This window comes from Pseudomonas sp. WS 5503 (genome assembly GCF_012985385.1).
GTDB classification, from domain to species: domain Bacteria; phylum Pseudomonadota; class Gammaproteobacteria; order Pseudomonadales; family Pseudomonadaceae; genus Aquipseudomonas; species Aquipseudomonas paracarnis.
In genome coordinates this window covers 191242-213236 of sequence record NZ_JAAQWI010000009.1, presented here as the reverse complement: position 1 = coordinate 213236, position 21995 = coordinate 191242, and the positions used below count along the sequence as shown (strand labels likewise).

Below are 21995 nucleotides of genomic sequence, written 5' to 3'. Positions count from 1 at the left end.
GCCCGCGATTAACGGGGGATTAACGCCCACTGCAACGTCAGCGCTGCGATTACGCCATAGCGCAGGCTTTTCGCCAGGGTTACCAGCAGTAGAAAACGCCACAACGGCTCACGCATCACCCCAGCCACCAACGTCAGCGGATCACCAATGATTGGCACCCAACTGAGCAACAACGTCCAGTGCCCCCAGCGTGCGTAATGGCTGCGAGCCTTGTCCAGCTGATTGGCGCTCACCGGGAACCAGCGTCGCTCTTTGAAGCGCTCGACCGAGCGCCCCAGCAGCCAATTGACCAGCGAGCCCAGCACATTACCCAGGGTGGCGATGCCCAGCAGCAGCCAAAGGTTGTTATGCCCGCTGAGCAGCAGGCCGACCAGCACAGCTTCCGACTGCAGGGGCAATAACGTCGCGGCGCCAAATGCCGCGCCGAACAGCCCCAGGTACCCCATCAACACCGGTCAGTGAGCCGGGTAGTCCGCTACCACCACGTCTTCGCCGTCGCGGGTCAGGCCAATGATTTGATACGCCTCGCTGCGTCCGTCTACTTCCATGCCTGGCGAGCCCAATGGCATGCCCGGTGCGGCAAGGCCCAGCAGGTCGTTGCGCTTGCGCAGAGCCAGGACCTGCTCGGCGGGTACGTGGCCTTCGACGAACTTGCCGTCGATCACCGCGGTGTGGCAGGAGCCAAGGCGTGGCGCCACGCCCAAGCGTTGTTTCACCGCGCTCATGTCGGCTTCAACGTGATCGTTGACCTTGAAACCGTTGCTCTCCAAGTGGCTGATCCACTTCTTGCAGCAGCCGCAGTTGGCGTCGCGGTGTACATCGATGGGGATCAGTTCGGCGGCCTGGGCCAGGGTGGTGGTAAACAGGGCACTGAGCAGGGCCAGTCGCAATGGGGTTTTCATCGTGGGTCTCACTGAAGGCGCGGCAATAAGCCGGGCATTCTCCCTGCTTTTGCCGGCATGTTTGCAATGTGACGTCGTGGTAATGTTTCTAAATTATACGAACCCCGGATTGTCCAGCCGCTGCTTGAGCCGGTCCAACGCAATTGACGACAACGCGACCATGCGCTCATGCAAAGACGCCAGTTGCAGTTCAGTCTCGTAAGTCAGCACCCGTTTGAACAGGGTGCCGCCCTGATGAGCGCGCAAGCAGTAATGGATGCAACCGTCAACCGCCAGGGAGGTGAACACGGTCTTGAACTCGCTGGGGCGGCGGGCGATTTGTACGCGGTAACTCATGGGGACGCGTATGCCCAGCAGGTCGATGATTTCGGTAAAACGCGTGCCGACCGGTAATGAGCCGGTGGTGCCGGTATCGGCGCTGAGGGAGGTGGGGTGCCACTCGTGCCAGCGGTCGGGCTGGGTCACATAGTCATAAACCGCCTCGATCGGCGCCTGGATGAAGCGTTCCTGACTGATCTGCTCCAAGCGGACCGAATGCTCAGTCGCGTGCATGACACACCTCCTGTGTGGCGGTTTTTACACTAGGAGTTGTGAGAATAGTCTGACTCCCATGCTTTGCACGAGAGTCGGCAGAGCGTTGATCAATCCCGCTGAGAACGGCCCCCACAAGGGTTTCCAGCAGACGCTAGATATCCAGCATGGCCAGCACTTCCTTGGGGTAACGCAGGCCTGCGGTTGCATCGGCAGGGAAGATCGCATCCAGCGCAGCCAGTTCGTCAGCGCTGAGAGAAATCGACAGCGCCTCCACATTCTCTTGCAGATAGGTGCGCCGCTTGGTGCCGGGAATCGGGATGATGTAATCGCCTTGGGCCAATACCCAGGCCAGCGCCAGTTACCCGGCCGTGACACCTTTGTCTGCCGCCAGGCTCTTGACCTGTTCTACCAGCAGCAGGTTTTTCGCAAAGTTCTCCCCCTGAAAGCGCGGGCTGAAGCGTCGGTAATCATCGGCGCCGAAATCATCCGGGCTCTTCAAGGCGCCGGTGAGAAAACCTCGGCCCAACGGGCTGTACGGCACAAACGCGATGCCCAGGCGCTGGCAGGCAGCGAGGCAACCATTGTCTTGCTGGTCGCGGCTCCACAGCGAATATTCACTTTGCAGGGCGCTAATGGGATGGACCTTATGCGCCCGTTCCAGAGTAGCGGCGGACGCCTCGCTCAGGCCCAGATAGCGCACTTTGCCCTGTTTCACCAGGTCGGCCATGGCGCCGACCGTTTCTTCGATGGCCACGTCGGGGTCGATACGGTGCTGGTAGTACAGGTCCAGCGTATCCACCCCCAGGCGTTGCAAGGTGCCGTCGATGGCGTTGCGGATATACTCGGGCCGGCCATTCACCCCGCGCACTACGGGGTTGGCAGGGTCGCGCACAATCCCGAATTTACTGGCCAGGAACACTTGGTCGCGCTTGCCGGCAATAGCCTTGCCGATCAGTTGCTCATTGGTGTGCGGGCCGTACATGTCCGCGGTATCGAGAAAGTTGACGCCCAACTCCAGGGCGCGGTGCAAGGTTGCGGTGGCTTCGGTGGTATCGGTGCCGGGCGTGTAGAAATCGGTCATGCCCATGCAGCCAAGGCCGATGGCAGACACATGCGGGCCGTTTTTACCGAGTTGTCGAGTGTGCATAGGGAAGCTCCTTGTGATGAGGGGCCCATTGTTACCCTTGAAAAAATGCAGATAAACCCGCTAAAAGTGCTATCACTGTTCGTAATATCTAAACAATTCCCCGCGGGAGCATTTTCTTGGATCGTTTTAACGCCATGCGCGTGTTCACTCGGATTGTTGAATTGGGCGGGTTTGCCAAGGCCGCCGACAGCCTGCAATTGCCACGCGCCTCCGTGACGATCCTGATCAAGCAACTGGAGGCCCATCTCGGCGTGCAACTGTTGCAGCGCACCACGCGCCACGTCAGCCCGACCCTGGATGGCGCGGCGTACTACCAACGTTGCGTGCAATTGCTGACTGATCTTGAGGAAACCGAGGCGGTGTTCTCCACGCGGCGCCAGAACCCCCGGGGCACATTGAGCATCGATATGCCCTCAGGCATTGGGAGCTTGATTGTGATTCCGGCCTTGCCAACGTTCACCGCGCTGTACCCACAGATCGAGTTGGAGATCGGCCTCAATGACCGGCCAGTGGATCTGATTCGCGAAGGCGTCGATTGCGTGTTGCGCGGTGGTCCGGCCCTGGATGAATCGCTGGTGGCGCGCCCCTTGGCGATGATGGAACAACTGACCCTGGCCAGCCCCGCGTACCTTGAACGCATGGGCACGCCCACTTGCCTGGAGCAGTTGGCGGGTCACCAAATGGTCGAGTACGTGTCCAGCGCCAGCGGTAAACGTTTTGGCCTGGAATTTCTGCTGGGCAGCGAGTTGCATCCGATCAACCTGCCGAAAGTGGTTGCCGTGAACAGCTCTGCCGGTTACTTCGCTGCGTGCGAAGCCGGCTACGGGCTGATCCAGGCACCTCGTTATCACGCCCTGCGCCAACTGGCCGAGGGCACGCTGGTGCAGGTGCTCCCTGATGTGGCAGTGCCGAAGATGGCGCTGACTGCGTTGTACCCGCCTCATCGGCAGTTGTCGCAGCGGGTGAGGGTGTTCGTCGATTGGCTGGTGCAGTTGTGCGCTCGGCCCGGCACCGGCTTACAAGGCTAGGCTTGCGCCCTGCGATAGGCACCAGGCTGTTGCCCGGTGACTTTATGGAAGGCTCGGGTAAACGCCGCCACCGATTGATACCCGGCCGCCAGCGAAACCTCGGCCACGGTCTGGTCCGCCTTGAGCAACCCACAGGCGTGGCGCATGCGGATCATCAGCAGTACTTGCCCGGGCGACTGCCCACACAGTTCGCTGAAGCGCTTGAAAAACGCCGAGCGCGACAACCCGGTACAGGCCGCCATGCTTTCCAGGCTCCAGGGCTCGGCCGGGCGGGCGATCAATTGTTCCAGCAAATGCGCAAACGCCGGTGCCCGGCCCAGCGCCGCCAAGCCGCCAAGCTCGGTGTTGTCGAGTACTTGCTGGCGCAGCACATACAGGAACAGCAGGTGGCACAGGCGCTCAAGCAGCGCGGAAGAGGGCGCTGGGGTGCGTGCGCATTCTTGCAGGATCAATTCGAACAGGTTGCGTGCAGCCATCAGCGACGGGGCGCCGGCGCGCAGGATGATCCAGCTGGGCAGGGTGTCGACAATCAGCGTCGACAATCCGGATTGGAAGTGAAAGAAACCGCAGACTAATCCTACGCCGTCCGTGGCCGTGCTATCGAGAGGCAGCATGGAGCGGCGTGGGCACTGCTGGGCGCCGGCCGCCGTGGCTTGGCCGGAAAGCCTGAAGGCAAAGTCACGCAGCAGGAACACCGCGTCACCATTGTTCAGGTGTTGGGGCGTTGGATCACCGTCGATATGCAGCCAGCATTCGCCTTGCACAATCAAGTGGAAGCTCGCCTGCGCCAGGCCATGGGTGCTCGCGTGCCAGTCACCGCAATAACGGCCGACGTGAAACAGGCTGGTGTTGAGTTCGAGGCTATCTAATAACCAATCGACAAGTACATCGGACGAATTCATCTAATGGAAAGACTCAAGAGCAAGTAATCGCTACTTTAGCCTATTGAGCGCTTTTTTTAGAACCAACAGACTGGGGCATTCAAACCCAACAGGAGTCCACTTCATGTCCCGTGTACCGTTGCTCACGCCTGAAACCGCACCGGAAGCCGCCAAGCCCTTTCTGGAAAACGCGCTGAAAGGCTCGGGTTTTATCCCTAACCTACTGGGCGTACTGGCCAACGCACCGGCTGCGCTGGAAACCTACATCACCGTCTCCGGCTTGAATGCCAAGGCCGAGCTGAGCCTGGCCGACCGTGAAGTGGTGCAACTGATTTCCGCTACTACCCACGGTTGTGATTTCTGCGTCGCTGGCCACACGGCGGTTGCCCGCAACAAAGCCAAGTTGCCCGAGGAGGTGATCGAGGCCTTGCGCCGCCGGGGTGAGTTGCCTGACGCGCGCTATGAGACACTTGCCGCGTTTACCCGTGAAGTGATCGCCACCCGTGGGGATGTGAGTGACGCGGGCTTTGAGGCGTTCCGCGCCGCTGGCTACACCGACGGCCACGCGCTGGAAGTCATCCTGGGTGTCAGCCTGGCAACCCTGTGCAACTTCGCCAACGTGTTTGCCCGCACCCCGCTGAACCCGGAGCTGGCGCAATACCGTTGGGAAAAACCGGCCAACTGATTCGGCGTTGGCCCACCTGCTGTAAAAGGAGAGACATGAATGCTTGACCCAATCTTGAGCCGTTGGCTCGATGTTCAAGCGCAGGCCCTGGACGTGGGCAGTTGCGATCCACAGGAAGTGCTGCCACGGCTGGCAGAAGCCAATATTCTGAGAATCGGCGTGCCCACCCACCTGGGCGGCCTGGGCGGCGATGTGGCGGGTGCGGTCGAGGCCATCGCCAATGTGGCCAGCCATTCCCTGGCTGCGGCGTTTGTGTGCTGGGGCCAGCGCTCGTTTATCGAGTACCTGCTGCAGAGCCCCAATCAGCGCTTGCGCGAGCAACTGATGCCAGACCTGCTCAGCGGCAAGTTGGCCGGCGCCACCGGGCTGTCGAATGCGATGAAGTTCCTGTCGGGTATCGAGACGTTGCAGATCAGCGCCGAGCCCAACGACCACGGTTGGATCCTCAACGGTCGCCTGCACTGGGTGACCAACTTGCGCAAGAATGGCTTTGTCGCTGCGGCGGCCATCGAGCATGCCGGGGGCGGCGCGCCATTTATCCTGGCCATTCCGGATTCGGTGGCCGGGTTGCAGCGCTCCCGTGACCTGGAGCTGCTCGGGCTGCAATCGAGCAACACCGCAGCGCTGGGCCTGGAAGGCGTGGAGCTGAGTCGCGAGTGGTTGTTGCACGAGGATGCGCGCAAGTTTTTACCGGCGGTACGCCCGGCGTTTCTAGGCTTGCAGTGCGGTATGTCGATTGGTTTGGCACGGCGTTCCCTGGCTGAAGTAGCCCACCATTTGGGCGCCAGTCGTACCGTGTTGCGCGACGAGCTGGAAGCCCTGCGCGCAACGCTGGATCATCTGGTCAGCGAGCTTAAAAAGGGGCTGTTGGCCGGGCGCTTTACCGCCGAGCCCATACCGCTGTTCAAACTGCGTATCGCCTTGGCCGAAACCGCCGCCAGCGCTGTACAGCTTGAACTGCAAGCCAGTGGCGGAAAGGCCTACCTTACCGCCCACGGCAGCGGTTTTGCGCGGCGCTGGCGCGAGTCGGCCTTTGTGCCGATTGTGACGCCTAGCCTGGTGCAACTGCGTACCGAGCTGCACCGCCAGGCCAGTCTATGAGCCAGGCGGTATTGACGGCCCAGGGCATTTGCCTGGGGTACGGCAGCGGGCCGGTGTTGCAAGGCTTCGACTTGCACTTGCAACCGGGTGAAGTGGTGTCGATCCTGGGCCCCAGCGGCGTGGGCAAATCCAGCCTGCTGCGGGTGCTGGCTGGCTTGCAGGTACCTCAATCTGGCCGTGTGCAGGTATTGGGCGAGCCATTGAGCGGCCCGCATCCGCGCGTGGTGGTGGCCTTTCAGGACCCGAGCCTGCTGCCTTGGTTGACCCTGGAAAAGAACGTCGCCTTTGGTCTGGATTTCGCCCGCCAACCGCACTTGAGTGGTGAAGAGCGCCGCCGGCGTGTCGACCACGCCATTGCAGCGGTAGGGCTGGAACCTGCGCGCCAGCAGTTCCCGGCGCAATTGTCCGGTGGCATGGCCCAGCGCACGGCATTGGCTCGCTGCCTGGCGCGTCAGCCACAAGTGTTGCTGCTCGACGAACCCTTCGGCGCCCTGGACGAAGTGACCCGCGCCGACATGCAGCACCTGTTGCTCAAGGTCAATCGTGAGCAGGGCTCGGCGGCGGTATTGATCACCCATGACATCGACGAAGCGCTGCTGCTGTCGGACCGCATCCTGCTACTGGGTAACCGCCCGGCGCGGACGTTGGGCGAGTGGGCTATCGATTTGCCGCACCCTCGGGAAGAACAGGTCGAGGCCATCGGCGCGCTGCGTATCGAAATTTTGAAAACCTTACGGCAGGCGAGCCGCCCTCAACCCAACCCCCTTGAACAACAGGAGTTTACTTATGTGTCTGGATGACCTGGCCCACTCGCGCCGTGACTTTCTCAAACTCTCCGCCGTGCTCAGTGCCGCCGGCGCCTTGCCTCTGCTGAGCAGCCTGCAGGCGCGTGCCGCCAACGAGCCCGACGCGCCGGTGCGTATTGGCTATCTACCTATCACTGACGCCACGCCACTGCTGGTGGCCCACAACAACGGCCTGTTCGAAGCCGAAGGCATCAAGGCCGAGCGGCCAGTGTTGTTGCGCAGTTGGGCCCAGGTGATCGAGGCGTTTATCTCCGGCCAGGTCAACGTGATACACCTGCTGTCGCCAATGACCGTATGGGCGCGCTACGGCAGTAAAGTGCCGGCCAAAGTCGTGGCGTGGAACCATGTGGGCGGTTCGGGCTTGACCGTATCCCCAGGTATTACCGACGTGAAGCAACTGGGTGGCAAGTCGGTGGCGATTCCGTTCTGGTACTCGATTCATAACGTGGTGGTGCAGCAACTGTTCCGCGATAACGGCCTCACGCCGGTCACTCGTGCCACCGGCAGTTCGATTGCCGCCAATGAGGTCAACCTGATCGTGTTGCCGCCCTCGGACATGCCTCCGGCCCTGGCCAGCAAACGCATCGACGGCTACATCGTCGCCGAACCGTTCAATGCCCTGGCAGAAAACCTCAAGGTCGGTCGCGTGCAGCGCTTCACAGGTGACGTGTGGCGCAACCACGCGTGCTGCGTGGTGTTCATGCACGAGCACGACCTGGCCAACCGTCCGGAGTGGTCGCAGAAGGTGGTGAACGCCATCGTCAAGGCCCAGGTGTGGACCCGCAACAACCGTGAAGAGGCGGTGAAGCTGCTGTCCAAGGATGGCCCGAACCGTTACACGCCCCATGCCGAACCGGTGTTGAGCAAAGTCCTGGCGCCGGCGGCCAGCGACCGCGCCTCCTACGTGGCCGACGGCGCGATCCAGCACGCCAACTGGGACGAGCATCGCATCGACTTCCAACCGTACCCGTTCCCCAGCTACACCGAAGAACTGGTGCGGCGCTTGAAGGACACCCTGATCGAAGGCGACAAAAAGTTTCTCACGGACCTGGACCCAGCCTTCGTGGCCAAGGACCTGGTGGACGACCGCTTCGTGCGCAACGCGATCGAAGCCGTGGGTGGCATGCAGACCTTCGGTTTGCCGGATGGTTATGAGCGGCACGAGGAGATCGGCGTTTGAACAACAGCAGAATCCCCGGCTGGTGGCTGGGGCTGAGTGGCTTGGCGGGTTTGTTGGTGCTGTGGTGGTTGGGCGTGAAAGTGTTCGGCGAGGCCGATGGCCTGTCGGCGCGCTTTTCCCTGGCGGCCACCGCCAGCAGCTTGTGGGAATTGCTCGGGCGGGGTGAGTTGTACCTGCATATCGCCGTGAGCCTGAAGCGTATTTTCGTCGGGCTGTTTATCGCGTTGTTGGTAGGCGTACCCCTCGGGCTGCTGGTGGGCAGTTCGCGTAACCTGGAGGCGGCGACCACGCCAGCGTTCCAGTTTCTGCGGATGATTTCGCCGCTGTCCTGGATGCCGATCGTGGTGATGCTGATGGGCGTGGGCGACCAGCCAATCTATTTCCTGCTGGCCTTTGCCGCTGTCTGGCCGATCATGCTCAACACCGCAGCGGGCGTGCGTCAGCTCGACCCGCGCTGGTTACAGTTGAGCAAGAGCTTGAGCGCCACGCGTTGGGAAACCTTGCGCCGGGTGGTCATTCCTGGCGTGGTAGGGCATGTGCTGACCGGCGTGCGCCTGGCCATCGGCATCCTGTGGATCGTGCTGGTCCCTGCGAAATGCTCGGGGTCAGTGCGGGGCTGGGGTATTACATCCTCGACACCCGTGATCGGCTCGCGTATTCGGAGTTGATGGCGATGGTAGTGGTGATCGGGGTGCTGGGGTTCGCGCTGGATGCGTTTGCGCGTTGGTTGCATCGGCGGTGGGTGCATGGCGGCTAAGTGGTTGAAACCGGCGTCGAGGCTCCGAACCCGCCTGACGAGTAGGTAATGTCGATGCAGTAACGCGTGAAGCCCCCAAGCGTGCTGCACGCGTTGTGCACGAAGCGTTATCCGGATGCAGATCAGCGGCGCTGGTAACCGCCACCACCCTCATAGCGGTGATCATGCCAGCCCCCGCCGCGCGGGAAGAAGAAACAACCGCCCAGGCTCAGCATGATCATCAGTGGAACCAGCAGGATGAGTCGTCGCAGCATTTCACAGTTCTCCAAGGGGTATTCGCAAGGCCTGTCAGGCGGAGGGCAAGCCAAAACTTTTCATCGCCTGTAACATAAGACCCTGCCGAAACCGCGCCATCCCCGTGACTGGGTATGTGCTTGGCATGCACGGCGATACACAGTGGATACATTCTTCAGGTTCAGGAACTCGTCATGACCCAAAAGCAACGCTTGAAATACTCGCTTCTGATTGCCCTGGCTGTACTGGGCGCGATGTTCGGCCTGTCTTATCTGCAGAACACAGGCGTGATCAGTGAAAAAACCTTCCAGTACCTGGCCATCGCGATTGCCGTGGTCGTCGTCGTGATCAACGGCATCATGCGCCGCAAGGTCAAGCCTAACTTCTGACGGGCGTCAGTCAGGCACGACCTTCGAGTACCTTGGCAGCCTCTTCATGGAGGCTGTAGCTCTTGTCAGCGTTGAGGGTGATCACGCCCTCGCTGCATAGACGCTTGAGTACCTCGCGCACGCTGAGAAACGACAACGGTATGCCCAGCTCCAGCAAATGGCTGTGCACGCCGCGTACCCCGAGGGTGCGCTGGTTGTCGGCGGCAGTGAGGAGGGCGTCGATGACCTTCAGCCGGATCAGGCTGGTGCGCAAACCGAAACACTTGAGCAAATGGCGGATGCGCTGGTTGCCCTGCTGTTCGGGCGCGTTACCGAACGCCCGTGCGTCGTTGCCATAGTGGGTATCTGCGGCCTTTGAATGTCCATCCGTGGGCACTTGCGGGTTATACATGCAAAAACTCCTTTTCAGAGCCTGATCAGGAAAAAGATGGTGCTCTTGGGTAATAAGACGAACGAGTGACGCAAATCATGAAACGATGGATGTAGAAAATTTGTCGGTATCAGGTTTGTCACATCCCCTGCGCCGTCGATAGGCAACCTTGTGCGGTTAAATTTTGCCGGGCGATGTGCGTTCTTACGGTGGGGTAACCATCCCTCGTGAGGCTGTTCAATTTGACTGTGGAGTCGGCGTGATTATTTCCAAGGGGTTGTCCAGAGTGGGCACGGCAGGGCTGTTACTCGCCTTGAGCCTGGCCGTATCGGCACGCGAGCAAGTGACGCAAACGTCGGCGGATATACGGCGTACCAGTTATGGCGTGCCGCATATTCGCGCCTCTGATGAGCGGGGCCTGGGGGTAGGTATGGGTTACGCCTATGCCCAGGACAACCTGTGCCTGCTGGCCAATGAAATAGTCACGGTCAATGGCGAGCGGGCGAGGTTTTTCGGGCCGGACCAGGCGACCCTGGAAGAGCGCAACAACCTTGCCAGCGATGTATTCTTCAACTGGCTGAATACACCCGAGGCCGTTGCGGCATTCTGGAAAGCCCAGACGCCCGAGATGCAACAGCGCATCGAAGGGTACGTGGCCGGCTACAACCGTTATCTCAAGGATAAGGGCGCACCCGCACAGTGCCAGGCCGCGTGGGTACGGCCCTTGGTAGTGCAAGACCTGGTGAAGTTGACCCGCAGGCTATTGGTGGAAGGGGGCATCGGCCAATTCGCCGAAGCCTTGGTCGGGGCAGCACCGCCGCAGGCCACCGCCAGTGTGCAGTCCGGTGCCAAAGCCTTTGCCACGGCCGCCGCCAACCAGCAACGCTTCACGCTGGATCGAGGCAGCAATGCCGTTGCCGTGGGCCGTGACCGCTCATTCAATGGCCGTGGCATGCTGCTGGCCAACCCGCATTTCCCGTGGGTGGGCGGCATGCGTTTTTACGAGATGCACCTGACCATCCCGGGCCAGTTGGATGTGATGGGCGCCGCACTGCCAGGGCTGCCCGTGGTGAACATCGGTTTCAACCAGCATGTGGCGTGGACTCACACCGTGGACACGTCCAAACACTTCACCCTGTACCGCCTGACCCTCGACCCCAAGGACGCCACCCGTTACCTGCTGGACGGCAAGTCCATCCCCCTGGATAAAACCGCCGTAACGGTACAGGTCAAGCAAGCCGACGGCAGCCTCAAGGCCGTGACCCACACCGTCTACAGTTCGCAGTTCGGCCCCGTGGTGCAATGGCCGGGCAAGCTCGACTGGGACAACCACTACGCCTTCAGCCTGCGCGACGCCAACTTGGGCAACGACCGGGTGCTGCAACAGTGGTACGCCATGAACCGCGCCGGTAGCCTCAAGGAGCTGCAAACCTCGGTGCATACCCTGCAAGGCATCCCCTGGGTCAACACCCTGGCCGCCGATGACCAGGGCCAAAGCCTGTACATGAACCTGTCGGTAGTGCCCAACGTCAGCGCCGCCAAGCTGGCAAAATGCAGCGACCCACGGGCCGGCCTGCAAATGATCATGCTCGACGGCGCCCACAGCGCCTGCGCGTGGGACATCGACCCGCGCGCGGCCCAGCCGGGTATCTTCCCGGCCGACCAGTTGCCCCAGTTGCAACGCACCGACTACGTGCAACACTCCAACGATTCCGCCTGGATGGCCAACCCCAAGGCGCCGCTAAGTGGCTTTTCGCCGGTGATCAGCCAGGACAACATCGGCCTCGGCCCGCGTGCGCGCTTCGCGCTCCAGCGCCTGCAAACCCTCGAGCAGCAGCCGATCACCGTCACTGATCTGCAAGACATGGTCATGGACAACGAGGTGTACCTGGCGGGCCAAGTCATGCCCGACCTGCTCACGTTCTGCGCCAAACACCTGGGCGCTGACGCCGCTACGCTACAGCCGCTGTGCACCAGCCTGAAAAACTGGGACCAGCGCGCCAACCTCGACAGCGGCGTCGGCCTGGTGCACTTCATCAACCTGGTGCAGCACCTGCAGCAAATCCCTGACGCCTGGCGCGTGGCCTTCGACCCGGCCCATCCCCTGACCACCCCTAGCGGCCTCGCCATCTACCGCGCCCCGGTCGCCAAGGCCCTGCGCGCAGCCATGCTGGCCTCCAGCGCTGAGGTCAGCAAACTGGGGCAGACCCGCTGGGGCGATATCCAAGTCTCCGGCCAAACCCCCATCCACGGCGGCCCGCAAGAACTCGGTATCTACAACGCCATGCAAACCGTGCCCCGCGCCGACGGCAAACGCGAAGTCGTCAGCGGCACCAGCTACCTGCAAATCGTCAGCTTCGACGACAAAGGCCCCAATGCAGTCGGCGTACTCGCCTTCTCCGAGTCCAGCAACCCGGCGTCCGCCTATTCAAAGGACCAGACCCAAGCCTTCTCCGAGAAAAAGCTGCGCCCATTGCCCTTCACTGAGGCCCAGATCAAGGCCGACCCGCACTACCAAATCCACACGGTGAAGGAGTAGGGCAGAGGCGCAACCCCTTGATGCCAAGGCAGAATATTTTTTGAAATCAAGGGGTTGCAGGCATAGGCAAATGAGTACATAATGGCGCCCATCGAACGCAACGAAGCATTAAAAACTTCAATGTATTCAATGAGTTAGAGTAGAGGCAGGCTTCACGTAGCCCACTCAAGTTTGTATGCGGTGAATGTCAGCAACCAGGGCATTGATCGTTTGAGGCCGAGTAGCAAAATGGTTATGCAGCGGATTGCAAATCCGCCTACGCCGGTTCGATTCCGACCTCGGCCTCCACTCTTAGAAACCCCGTAGATTAACGTCTACGGGGTTTTTTATTGCCTGCGATTTAGGATCACTTCCGCAATATTTCCTACCCCTTCCGCAACTAGGCTTTCTTTGTCTGTTGTGGCTGGCAGCTTTCCGTTGCCGGTTAATTGGTTGGCATGCGCGCAGAAAGACCTTTGCTACGATCGGTTGCTGGTGGATGGACATGAAAAGCATTATTCACTGATGTTGAAGCGGCTTTCCTGCGTAGCCCTGAGCGCTCATTAGGTTGACGAATCAAAATCCTCACTCATCCCCGTGGACAGCCGGTCTGAAAGTTGTGATTATCCAGCCATGCCGAAACATTAAAATACAAATTTGGATTAGCTTGAGGATAGGTTGTGGCAGGGAACAGAAAGGTCGTGAGCTTTTTTTTAGCGTCTCCAGGAGATTTAATTCCTGAGCGTAAGGTTGCAAAAAAAGTCGTAGATGAATTAAACGCTATGTTTTCGCTAAAGCTAAACGTTCATATTGAGCTAGTTGGATGGGAGGACACGGTATCTAGCGCAGGAAGACCTCAAGAAATCATTAATCGTGACTTAGATCGGTGTGATGTCTTTATCGGACTAGTCTGGAAACGATGGGGAAGCGCTCCAGATAATGAAAGTAAATATCAATCGGGTTTTGAGGAAGAGTTTACTATAGCTACAGCCGGTCATGCAGAAAAAAGAAAACCTTTAATAAGTCTATTCTTCAAAAAAGTTGATGCGCCAGCAATGAGTGATCCTGGCGAGCAATTGCAAAGAGTTATAAAGTTCCGAAAAGGAATAATTGCGAATAAGTCATTGTTGTTTCAAGACTTCGAAAGTTTAGAAGATTTTGAAAGTCTAATTCGAAAATGTATTTCAAATTATGTTTTTGAGTATATAGAGTTAAATGATAATCACCTTCAGGCAACACACACACCTGAGGCTGGTGCGGGACATAGTGAAGGCGAAACAAATCAAGAAAATTTTGATCGAGCCCCTATTAGAGGTCAGAGTGCGAACTTTATCCAATCTATCCTGAGGCGTAACGGAGACTCTTCTAGTAATGCACGATTGGAACCATTTGAGGTTGCCCGGTTAAGATTGATTTCAATTGGGTTGGGTGACGGACAAAATGACAGTGTTTACCTAGGGCCGCATGATAGTAATTTAATTTACAAAAACAAGAATGGTTGCGTTTTTGATAATCATGAATTGCTTGGCTTGCTTCAATGTGGAGCTAAAAGTTTACAATACCAAAATGCTCCTCTGTGGTACTGGCTGAAGCATCCTAAAAGCGAACTATATCATTTGGCATTCTTGACGCTGACGATAAATGAAGGTGGTCATTCTATCGTAACGTCAATTCTGGATGTGATGACACTAACAGAAACTGTGATTAAGGAAGATGAATATCTAAAGAAAAAAAATTATCTTAATATATGGTTTTCTGAAAAAAGGAACTCCTCAGTAAAGAACGCTGCCCTACGCTATCTTTGTGTTATGGGGGGCGTGCAGGATTTAGATATCATACATGACGAGATTGTTAAAAGTGACTCTCAGACTATTGCGATGGCAAATGAGGCTTACATAACTATCAAGCTACGTGTTGGCGTTGGTTCTGCTTTGCAGGCAATTAAAGACCTACAGCCAGCTACGTTAAGTGAAGAGCTTGTTGGTCAAGTGTTTCTGAACCATAGTCATATTTCGTCTGAAGAGCTATACGAAGCTATGGGAAACAGAAATAAATTCGTTAGAGAACGATCAATTGAGTTGCTTATATTAAGAGAGCTTCTAACCTCTCCGCTTGTAGAAACTGTTCAGCAAGATCCTGAGCCTATTGTGAGAGGGCTTGCAGTTAAGTGTTTGCTAAAGCAGGGTGCGAGCTTAAGTGAAGATGAAGCGAAAGCGATAATTATGAAGGATCGATCTAAGTCCACCACTGAAGAAGATGGTGTTTGGGAAAAGTATCAGCCGATGGTTCTTGCTACTATTGACAGCGATGAGCTTGAAAGAAAGTCGGTTAGAAATTTGCCTCTGATTCCTGATTCTTATATTGAGCTTTGCCGAAGAAATGTTGATGCGTGGCGATCTGAATTAACGAATAATTTATTTGATAAATTTGAACGGTTTTACGCTGAAAAAATTGTTTCTTGGGGAGATGTTGCGAATGGTACTTCGGGCGACTTTATTAAGCAATTCGAATCAATAAAAGTTATCATCATGGAGCGTCTGGTTCGCAAAACTCTTACGGTGATAGTCGAGAATAAATCTAAGAAGGATATAGCGGTTGTGCGCTTTTCCCTTTCTGATTCAACTGTAATTCCCAAGGTCCAAGATCTTGAGTACTTATACTTGTTTGGAGAGTGGCAAGACATTCCACTCGTGATGGAGCTTGTTGATAGGTTTAGATTCTCTGAAAGTAAAACTCTTCTGGGGGGTTATGGGATACCCCGTGAGGCACAAGCCTTAGCTGTTCAAATTATATTGAAGCTCGGAAAGAATAGACTAGCAGATGTATTAAATATGGAGTGTCCTGTGAGGCTTAAGCGACATTTAATTTGTTCTATTAAGGATAAGGAATTTGTCAGTATTGGTAACGACACGATCCTAGGTGTGCTTCAGGATGTTGATGAGGAGGTTCGTAAGAATTGTTCACTTAAGTGTGCTAAAACATATTCAAAGGGCCGGTTATCATTGCTTCTCGAAATGTATAACGAGGAGGAGCAGTCGTTTTATAATGTTATTCATTGGCTTGATTTTGGATTATATGCTTCGAGAGAGCAAATCAGAAACGTATGCAAGAAGACGTTCATAGTGTAGCTTTTTTAATATCAAAAATACATTTGGTGCTAGCGTCCTTCGTTGAGTGGGTCAATGAAGGCATACTATAGGTTGTTTAAATGCTAGATTATTTAGTGGGTCGAACTATTTCTCCAACTCTCCGATACACTTTCTTGGTCATCTCTTCGCTTGAGTGACCAAGTAAGCGGCTTGCATGCGTGAGCTCGATTTCGCTTGCGGCTTTTTCTCGGGCTTCGTCCCAGCGGTTGCGCAACATCTGCTGGCTCATCCGTAGGCCACCGGTGTTGGTGATCAGGCGGGACGTTTTGATTCCGCTGAGCGACCTACGTTTTTGGTAAGCGCTCCATGAACCCCACCTATTCAAAAATAGGCGGCGCGCTTAGCAAGGCGATGCGAGCGAGCAGTTCCAAGGCAGCAAGGCCTCAAAGTCTTCTATCCTCGAGGCTTGTGGCAGGCGCTCAAGTGCGTGGCGCAGCCACGCATAGGGCTCTTGGCCGTTGGCTTTAGCCGTCTCGACCAAACTGTAAAGTTGAGCGCTGGCTGTCGCGCCGTAAGCGCTCCATGAACCCCACATTCAAAGCGTTTAGCTGATCCCGGATGCTGTGCTCCCGATTGCTTTCTGGAGCCCGTCCGCCATGATGCGACCCGATGCAAAAGTCGAAAAAGTGTATCTGTATCCCAAACCTGTCGACTTCCGGAAATCCATCGACGGCCTGGCTGCGCTGGTCGAGTTGGACATTAAGGTCGCGGTTTTTGACCCCGTGCTTTTCGTCTTCCTCAACAAACCCCGCAACCGAGTGAAGATTTTATATTGGGAGCGCAACGGCTTCTGTCTATGGCTCAAACGGCTGGAGTCTGAGCGGTTCAAAACATCGCCCGATGCCAGTGACGAGGCGATAGTCCTGACCGTTCAGGAACTCAACTGGATGCTTGATGGTTTTGACCTCTGGCGTAACCGTCCCCATCAGGTTTTGACGCCACGATTCGTGGCCTGATTCGGTATAATCCAGGGCATGATTTCGATGCCCAAAGACCTTCCTGACGACCCTGCGCTGCTCAAGCAATTGCTAGAGCAGATGCTGATTGAGCGCGAGTCTAACAAGGGCCGCATCGTTCATCTTGAAGAAGAAAACGCGCTGCTGCGCCAGCGCCTGTTCGGACGTAAGTCCGAGCAGACAACCGATCTGGCAACGCCTCAGCTAGCCCCTTTTAACGAGGCGGAAAGCATCGCCGAGCCTGTCGGCGAAGACGTTGAAGAAGAGGTTGTCGCTCCGGCCAAGCGTCGCGGCAAACGCAAGCCGCTGCCTGCCGACCTGCCACGTATCGAAGTCATCCACGAACTTCCCGAGCATGAACTGACGTGTGCCTGCGGCTGCCGCAAACACGTCATTGGCGAGGAAGTCAGCGAGCAGCTTGAAATCGTACCGATGCAGATCCGAGTGATCAAACACGTTCGTAAAGTTTACGGTTGCCGCGACTGCGAGACGGCCCCGGTCATTGCGGACAAGCCGGCTCAACTGATTGAAAAAAGCATGGCTAGCCCAAGTGTTCTGGCGATGCTGCTGACCACCAAATACGTGGACGGTTTGCCGCTCCACCGCTTTGAAAAAGTACTGGGCCGCCATGGCATCGATATTCCACGTCAGATCCTGGCTCGCTGGGTTATCCAATGCGGTGAGCACTTTCAGCCGTTGCTGAATTTAATGCGCGACAGCCTCTTGGCCAGTCGGGTCATTCACTGCGATGAAACACGCGTACAGGTGTTGAAAGAGCCTGACCGGGAGCCAAGCAGTCAGTCCTGGATGTGGGTGCAAACCGGCGGCCCGCCAGACAAACCAGTGATCCTTTTTGACTACTCCACCGGCCGCTCGCAGGAGGTTCCAACGCGCCTGCTCGATGGCTACTGCGGCTATCTCATGACCGATGATTACGCCGGTTACAACGCGCTTGGCACGCAGGACGGAGTCGAGCGTTTAGGGTGCTGGGCTCATGCACGCCGTAAGTTTGTCGAAGCGCAAAAAGTGCAACCCAAAGGCAAGACAGGCCGGGCGGATATAGCGCTGAAGCTGATCAGCAAGCTATACGGCATCGAGATCGCCTACAAAGAGAGTAGCGATGAGGGGCGGAAAAAAGGACGTCAGGATTTAAGTCTCAAGGTGATGAGTGAGCTGAAGGCCTGGGTGGAGAAAACGCTCCCATACATGACCACGCAGAATGCACTTGGCAAGGCTGTTACCTACCTGGCAAACAACTGGAGCAAACTGGAACGGTACGTCGAGCAAGGCTATTTGCCCATCGACAACAACACCGCCGAGCGTGCGATCCGGCCCTTCGTTATCGGAAGGAAGAGCTGGTTGTTCAGCGATACGCCCAAAGGCGCGACGGCGAGTGCTCAACTCTACAGCCTGGTCGAGACCGCCAAAGCCAACGGCCAAGAGCCTTATGCGTGGCTGCGCCACGCACTGGAGCGCCTGCCACAGGCATCCTCGGTTGAAGATTACGAAGCCTTGTTGCCGTGGAACTGCAAGCCTGGATCCCACGGCTAAACTCGCCGCCCATTTTTGACTAGGTGGGGTTTATGGAGCGCTTACGACTTTTCGACTTTTGCGTCGGGACGCATCATGAGGTGCTGGCTCCGTAAAGGAATCGGGAGCACAGCATCGGGGATCAGGTGACGGCTTTGAATGTGGGGTTTATGGAGCGCTTACTACCAAACTCGATCAACTATGGTCTGTAGCTTGTAAATAACGGAGCTAACGCGATGGAAGGACGCTTATGGGGTTCCGCTTTTTGTTTGAATAAGGCGAAAGTGGAGCATTTATTCTATGACGCCCAGCTGTGCTAGCAAGACGTCAGTTTTCTATTGTTTCTATTGATTTAATTGTAAAAGTGACCTTCCCACCAATCCCTAATGAAACCTCTCAGCCGTAATATTGGGAATCTTGCCAAGTCATGGAGGTGTCTTACGCCGTTGGGCATCAGTCGCATTCTCTCCAGCAATATACTCGTTGCTTTCTTCACTTTTGCCGAAGGAAAGGCATCTCCATGACTAATATGCAGAAGGTTCTCAATCACGTTGTCGTTGGTTGGGTTATATGCTAAAAACCAGTGTTTGATAATAAAGCGAAAAATTAGGTCGAAGTGACTTCTTTCTTCTGCGGACGGCCCACCTACATATTCTGCAATGATCTTAAATTCGTGTAAATTGAACGTTGAATCCCTTTCAAAAACTGAATCTAGAACGTATGTGCTTACGGATACTGATGTATGCTTTAAGCGACACAGTCCGAAAATCGCATCGACATATGCAGACGGCGTTATATCTCCATCCAATAAAGCCTCGTTGAGAAAAGCTTGCAGCCACACACTATCATTCAATTCATAAGCGTTTTTGGCGAAGCCTCTTGAAAAGCCATCATCCGAAATAAAAAGTGCGTTATTGCTCTTGGCTAAGAAGTAGGGTTCTATTGCTTCAGGACTAATTTCGAGCAAGGTTTCGGTAAGCTCGTCCATTCCGGTCGAAAAGTTAAAGTTGGTAATTTGGCACTGACTGCTTATGACCTCGGCATGCAAAGATATTCGCTTGACTTCGGCGCGAAGTTCGTCGTCGGTGTATTCGTTTTTTATGAAGGCGCCGTTCAACCATGCAATACTAAATCCAGCGCCACCTCGTTCTTCCACTTCTCTGGCAAGTTGATGTATAGAGTCTAATGAGGATTGGGCAAGCATAACTGTATCAAAATACGCAGATAATGGTTCCAATAGGTTCAGCTCGGCGGAAACCCAGGCGGAATAGGTATCTAAGACAATGGTTTTCTCTCTGTATTCGCGGACCAATTCAATCGCCCCGTCGCGTTCTTCCACAGTGCCTAAGCAAGTATAGATGTTCCCTTTGCTGCTCCTCATTAAGTCTGAAACTTGGACTACGTTTTTCTTCCACATTCCAGCTGCAACACCAAAGGGCATATTTTTCTCAGCTATTGTGGATATGAAATCTTCATCTCTTTCAGCTTGGCCTTTTATAAAGTCAAGAAGGGGTTGGACGTTTCCGTCTTCAACCTTTATTGACCACAATCCACCAGCTTCTGGGAATTCACTTTCATATGTGGAGCAAACTTTATGGAAGGCGTCGAGGTATTTGTGCTTGACCTCTTCTAGTCTCCAGGTTACCTGGCCTTGTAATTTTTCCTGTGTATACTCAAAGCCGATTTTTTCCCCAAGTACTTTCTTTACATATGGGTCTATATCTTGCGGGTTAAGAGAGAGGTCATCCTCGATGCTTTCAGAAACATCACGCTCGATAATAGAGTTGTCTGAGCAGATCAATTTGAAGTGACATCCGCCACTTACTGCTAAGCTATCAGTTAGAAGCGCATCTTTGTTGGCGTTGAGAAAAGCATGGAAGTAACCTAGGGCGATTTTCGAGAGTTTTGGGTTTTTGACGTATAAGTCATACGCTAGGTGTAATCCTTTTTTGGAATCGCCAATAATTATTAGCGCTCTTGCAACGTGCATCCATTGTTCAGGTGTTCCGTTAAAGTCTTCAGTGTTATATGTCGAGAAAAGTTCTAAGAGCGCTTGGTGGTCTCTTTCATACGTCGCCATGTCTATCAGAGCAAGGAAGCCATAGAGATCGGTTCCACCCGAGCTGTAATATTGGATAATGTACTGCCTGGCTTCTAGAAAAGCCTTCCTTTTAAAGTAATAAATTCCGAGCAATAATTCGAAGCCCTTGGGGGCTAACGCCAAGTCTTCATAAAAGCTAACAGCCTCCGCCCTCACTGGATGCTCATTTACAAAGGCAAGTGCTAACATATGTTTCAGATCGTAATTGTCAGCGACCTCGGGGTAAACACTGAGGCGTGAAATGATTTCTTTCCACATCATTAATGAACGGATAAGCTTCATATAATGGAAAAACTCAATCACATCTGTTTCGCTGTTGACTAGGTCGGCCCCGTAGGTATAAGCGATTTCAGCTATTGTCCTGATGTTAGATGCGGTTGAGAATTCGAAAAGTAATAAGCGAGCTCGGCTATTTAGCGGGGAAACAGAAAGCAGTTTCTCTAACTGGTGCTTTCCTTTAGAGTCTCCCTTACGAGCCCTGGCGATATAACATACCACTTTGGCTTGGCATAAGAATTCCCCATTAAAACTAGCCAGTTGATAGTCTTGATAGCTCGACAAAGCATCCCAGTCTTTCTGAGCAACCAAAAGCAAAAAATGAAGTTTTCTGGCATCCTCGTGGTCATCCAGTTTTTCAATAGCTTCTCTGCAAAGGTCTGGTTCGTCTAGATCCAGCAAGCATTTAGCTGTTGTATCAATTAATGCCTGGTCTTCGGATAACTCAGAAAGGCTGTAAATGCAAAGGTCTCTTAGTTTTTCCTTGTTTCGTGTTAGTTTGTAGGCGATGATTAGGCCTTGAATGACTTGTAGGTCCCAGCCATTCGCCAATTTGTCGCTTTTTTTAAAGTCTACCCAATAGTCGTTAAAGTATTCTGCAGCGACTTCAACTTTTTGTACGTCAGCAGCCGAAAAGTTGAAGCCGTTCTGGCCTTGCCGTTCATTAACGTATGATTGGATAATGCCTAAGGCGACTAGGCTTTTCGCTAATAAGTCATCCGGATTTTCACCAAGATATTCATCAGCTAAATCCCTCCAACCTTGGTGGTTTTGTGAGGCAAGCAGATGAATATGCGCTAGTCGAACGGATTTAGCTTGCTTGAGTTCGTCGCTGAATTGTTCGTAGGGATCAGGGTAAACCCCCTCATATTGGTAATGGATTCTGGTGGCTTGTAAAACGAATTCGGCCAGCGTTTCATTTTTAGAATCACGTTTTAGCTCTTTTAGGCCATATTGAATAGCTTCAAGAGTTTTACCTTGCAAGATATATGCAAATGTCTTAAAGGCGACGGCACGGGGATCATCCGGTGCGTAGGTGCACGCCTCAGTGAGCAGCTGCGCAGCTTTCTCTGGCAGGCCGAGCAGATGATTGCAAATGCCTAAGTTTGCTTTGATTCGAAAAATAGAAGTGGGTTGAAGATTTTTTGCCTGGTGAGTAAGTAACTCAGTATAAAGGTCGCGAGCCTCATTAACTCGGCCCGAGTTCATCAGGTCTCTATAGTGATCAATTTGCCGCCCAATCTCGCTCTGAAGTTCGCCCTCTACGCCAAGAGTCCGCATTTCGTCTTGGCGAGTTATCACTTCTATCAGTGCGGTTTTAATTGCTTCGCTATCATTGTTTATAATGGTGCCGTAGTTTGCACCGTTTAGAGCGATTCCCCCCTTCGTCGCTGTGATAGTTGTATCGCTGCGAGACTTCAAGAGACCTACATACTCCAGCAAGCTCCGCA

17 protein-coding genes, 1 tRNA gene and 4 pseudogenes are annotated in these 21995 nt (G+C 54.9%); 12 read left to right on the top strand and 10 right to left on the bottom strand.

Going from position 1 to position 21995, the window contains the following annotated elements; genetic code table 11:
- Nucleotides 1-8: 8 nt before the first annotated feature.
- From HBO10_RS22730 to HBO10_RS22715, 4 genes and pseudogenes are all read right to left on the bottom strand, one after another.
- Nucleotides 9-452 (bottom strand): YqaA family protein, encoded by a 444-nt coding sequence (locus tag HBO10_RS22730; RefSeq protein WP_034127553.1) that lies wholly within the window; start codon nt 450-452, stop codon nt 9-11.
- A gap of 3 nt (nt 453-455) precedes the next feature.
- On the bottom strand, nt 456-902 hold the full coding sequence (locus HBO10_RS22725; RefSeq protein ID WP_034127552.1) for a DUF411 domain-containing protein: 447 nt from the start codon (nt 900-902) through the stop codon (nt 456-458).
- A 93-nt stretch (nt 903-995) separates the two neighbouring features.
- Entirely contained in the window at nt 996-1454 is a 459-nt protein-coding gene (locus tag HBO10_RS22720; protein ID WP_034127551.1) for an SRPBCC family protein, read from the bottom strand.
- A gap of 133 nt (nt 1455-1587) precedes the next feature.
- Nucleotides 1588-2583: pseudogene (locus HBO10_RS22715) on the bottom strand (aldo/keto reductase).
- 116 nt (nt 2584-2699) lie between these two features.
- Here HBO10_RS22715 and HBO10_RS22710 point away from each other — a divergent pair.
- A complete protein-coding gene (locus HBO10_RS22710; RefSeq protein ID WP_034127550.1) occupies nt 2700-3611 on the top strand; it encodes a LysR family transcriptional regulator in 912 nt (303 codons plus the stop codon).
- Here HBO10_RS22710 and HBO10_RS22705 read toward each other — a convergent pair.
- Complete coding sequence (locus HBO10_RS22705; protein WP_034127549.1) at nt 3608-4513, bottom strand: AraC family transcriptional regulator; 906 nt, start codon at nt 4511-4513, stop codon at nt 3608-3610. The genes HBO10_RS22710 and HBO10_RS22705 overlap by 4 nt on opposite strands.
- Before the next feature lie 103 nt (nt 4514-4616).
- Between HBO10_RS22705 and HBO10_RS22700 the strand changes: the two genes are divergently transcribed.
- The 5 genes and pseudogenes from HBO10_RS22700 (at nt 4617) to HBO10_RS22680 (ending at nt 9021) form a co-directional block, all read left to right on the top strand.
- Nucleotides 4617-5177 carry a carboxymuconolactone decarboxylase family protein gene (locus HBO10_RS22700; RefSeq protein WP_034127548.1) on the top strand — a complete coding sequence of 187 codons (561 nt, stop codon included), beginning with the start codon at nt 4617-4619 and terminating at the stop codon, nt 5175-5177.
- Between the two features lie 39 nt (nt 5178-5216).
- Nucleotides 5217-6278, top strand: coding sequence for an acyl-CoA dehydrogenase family protein (locus HBO10_RS22695; RefSeq protein ID WP_034127547.1), 1062 nt, complete (start codon nt 5217-5219; stop codon nt 6276-6278).
- Entirely contained in the window at nt 6275-7078 is an 804-nt protein-coding gene (locus HBO10_RS22690; RefSeq protein WP_034127546.1) for an ABC transporter ATP-binding protein, read from the top strand. Before HBO10_RS22695 ends, HBO10_RS22690 begins: the two co-directional genes overlap by 4 nt.
- On the top strand, nt 7065-8264 hold the full coding sequence (locus HBO10_RS22685) for an ABC transporter substrate-binding protein (protein ID WP_034127545.1): 1200 nt from the start codon (nt 7065-7067) through the stop codon (nt 8262-8264). Before HBO10_RS22690 ends, HBO10_RS22685 begins: the two co-directional genes overlap by 14 nt.
- A pseudogene (locus tag HBO10_RS22680) lies at nt 8261-9021 on the top strand (ABC transporter permease). The gene HBO10_RS22685 and the pseudogene HBO10_RS22680 overlap by 4 nt, the downstream one beginning before the upstream one ends.
- Nucleotides 9022-9143: 122 nt before the next feature.
- Here the strand turns inward: HBO10_RS22680 and HBO10_RS31430 are convergent.
- Nucleotides 9144-9275 carry a hypothetical protein gene (locus HBO10_RS31430; protein WP_254914091.1) on the bottom strand — a complete coding sequence of 44 codons (132 nt, stop codon included), beginning with the start codon at nt 9273-9275 and terminating at the stop codon, nt 9144-9146.
- A 174-nt stretch (nt 9276-9449) separates the two neighbouring features.
- Here HBO10_RS31430 and HBO10_RS22675 point away from each other — a divergent pair, with 174 nt between their 5' ends.
- Entirely contained in the window at nt 9450-9644 is a 195-nt protein-coding gene (locus HBO10_RS22675; protein ID WP_014718591.1) for a hypothetical protein, read from the top strand.
- A gap of 10 nt (nt 9645-9654) precedes the next feature.
- Here HBO10_RS22675 and HBO10_RS22670 read toward each other — a convergent pair whose 3' ends face one another.
- Entirely contained in the window at nt 9655-10035 is a 381-nt protein-coding gene (locus tag HBO10_RS22670) for a hypothetical protein (protein ID WP_034127544.1), read from the bottom strand.
- Between the two features lie 238 nt (nt 10036-10273).
- Between HBO10_RS22670 and HBO10_RS22665 the strand changes: the two genes are divergently transcribed.
- The 3 genes from HBO10_RS22665 (at nt 10274) to HBO10_RS22655 (ending at nt 15660) form a co-directional block, all read left to right on the top strand.
- Nucleotides 10274-12553 (top strand): acylase, encoded by a 2280-nt coding sequence (locus tag HBO10_RS22665; RefSeq protein WP_034127543.1) that lies wholly within the window; start codon nt 10274-10276, stop codon nt 12551-12553.
- Nucleotides 12554-12767: 214 nt separating this feature from the next.
- Nucleotides 12768-12841 (top strand) — tRNA-Cys (locus HBO10_RS22660).
- A gap of 392 nt (nt 12842-13233) precedes the next feature.
- Entirely contained in the window at nt 13234-15660 is a 2427-nt protein-coding gene (locus tag HBO10_RS22655; protein WP_161793217.1) for a DUF4062 domain-containing protein, read from the top strand.
- An 88-nt stretch (nt 15661-15748) separates the two neighbouring features.
- Here the strand turns inward: HBO10_RS22655 and HBO10_RS31425 are convergent.
- Nucleotides 15749-15973, bottom strand: a pseudogene (locus HBO10_RS31425) (integrase); the annotation flags it as partial.
- Nucleotides 15974-16021: 48 nt separating this feature from the next.
- Nucleotides 16022-16192, bottom strand: a pseudogene (locus tag HBO10_RS22650) (transposase domain-containing protein); the annotation flags it as partial.
- An 85-nt stretch (nt 16193-16277) separates the two neighbouring features.
- On the opposite strand from HBO10_RS22650, the gene tnpB reads away from it, so the two are divergent.
- Together tnpB and HBO10_RS22640 are read left to right on the top strand one after the other, a co-directional pair.
- Entirely contained in the window at nt 16278-16637 is a 360-nt protein-coding gene (gene tnpB, locus HBO10_RS22645) for an IS66 family insertion sequence element accessory protein TnpB (protein WP_034127541.1), read from the top strand.
- Between the two features lie 18 nt (nt 16638-16655).
- On the top strand, nt 16656-18188 hold the full coding sequence (locus HBO10_RS22640; RefSeq protein WP_034127540.1) for an IS66 family transposase: 1533 nt from the start codon (nt 16656-16658) through the stop codon (nt 18186-18188).
- Nucleotides 18189-18519: 331 nt separating this feature from the next.
- Here the strand turns inward: HBO10_RS22640 and HBO10_RS22635 are convergent, their stop codons facing one another.
- Nucleotides 18520-21966: a hypothetical protein gene (locus HBO10_RS22635; protein WP_169922112.1), complete on the bottom strand. Its 3447-nt coding sequence runs from the start codon at nt 21964-21966 to the stop codon at nt 18520-18522.
- Nucleotides 21967-21995: the final 29 nt, after the last annotated feature.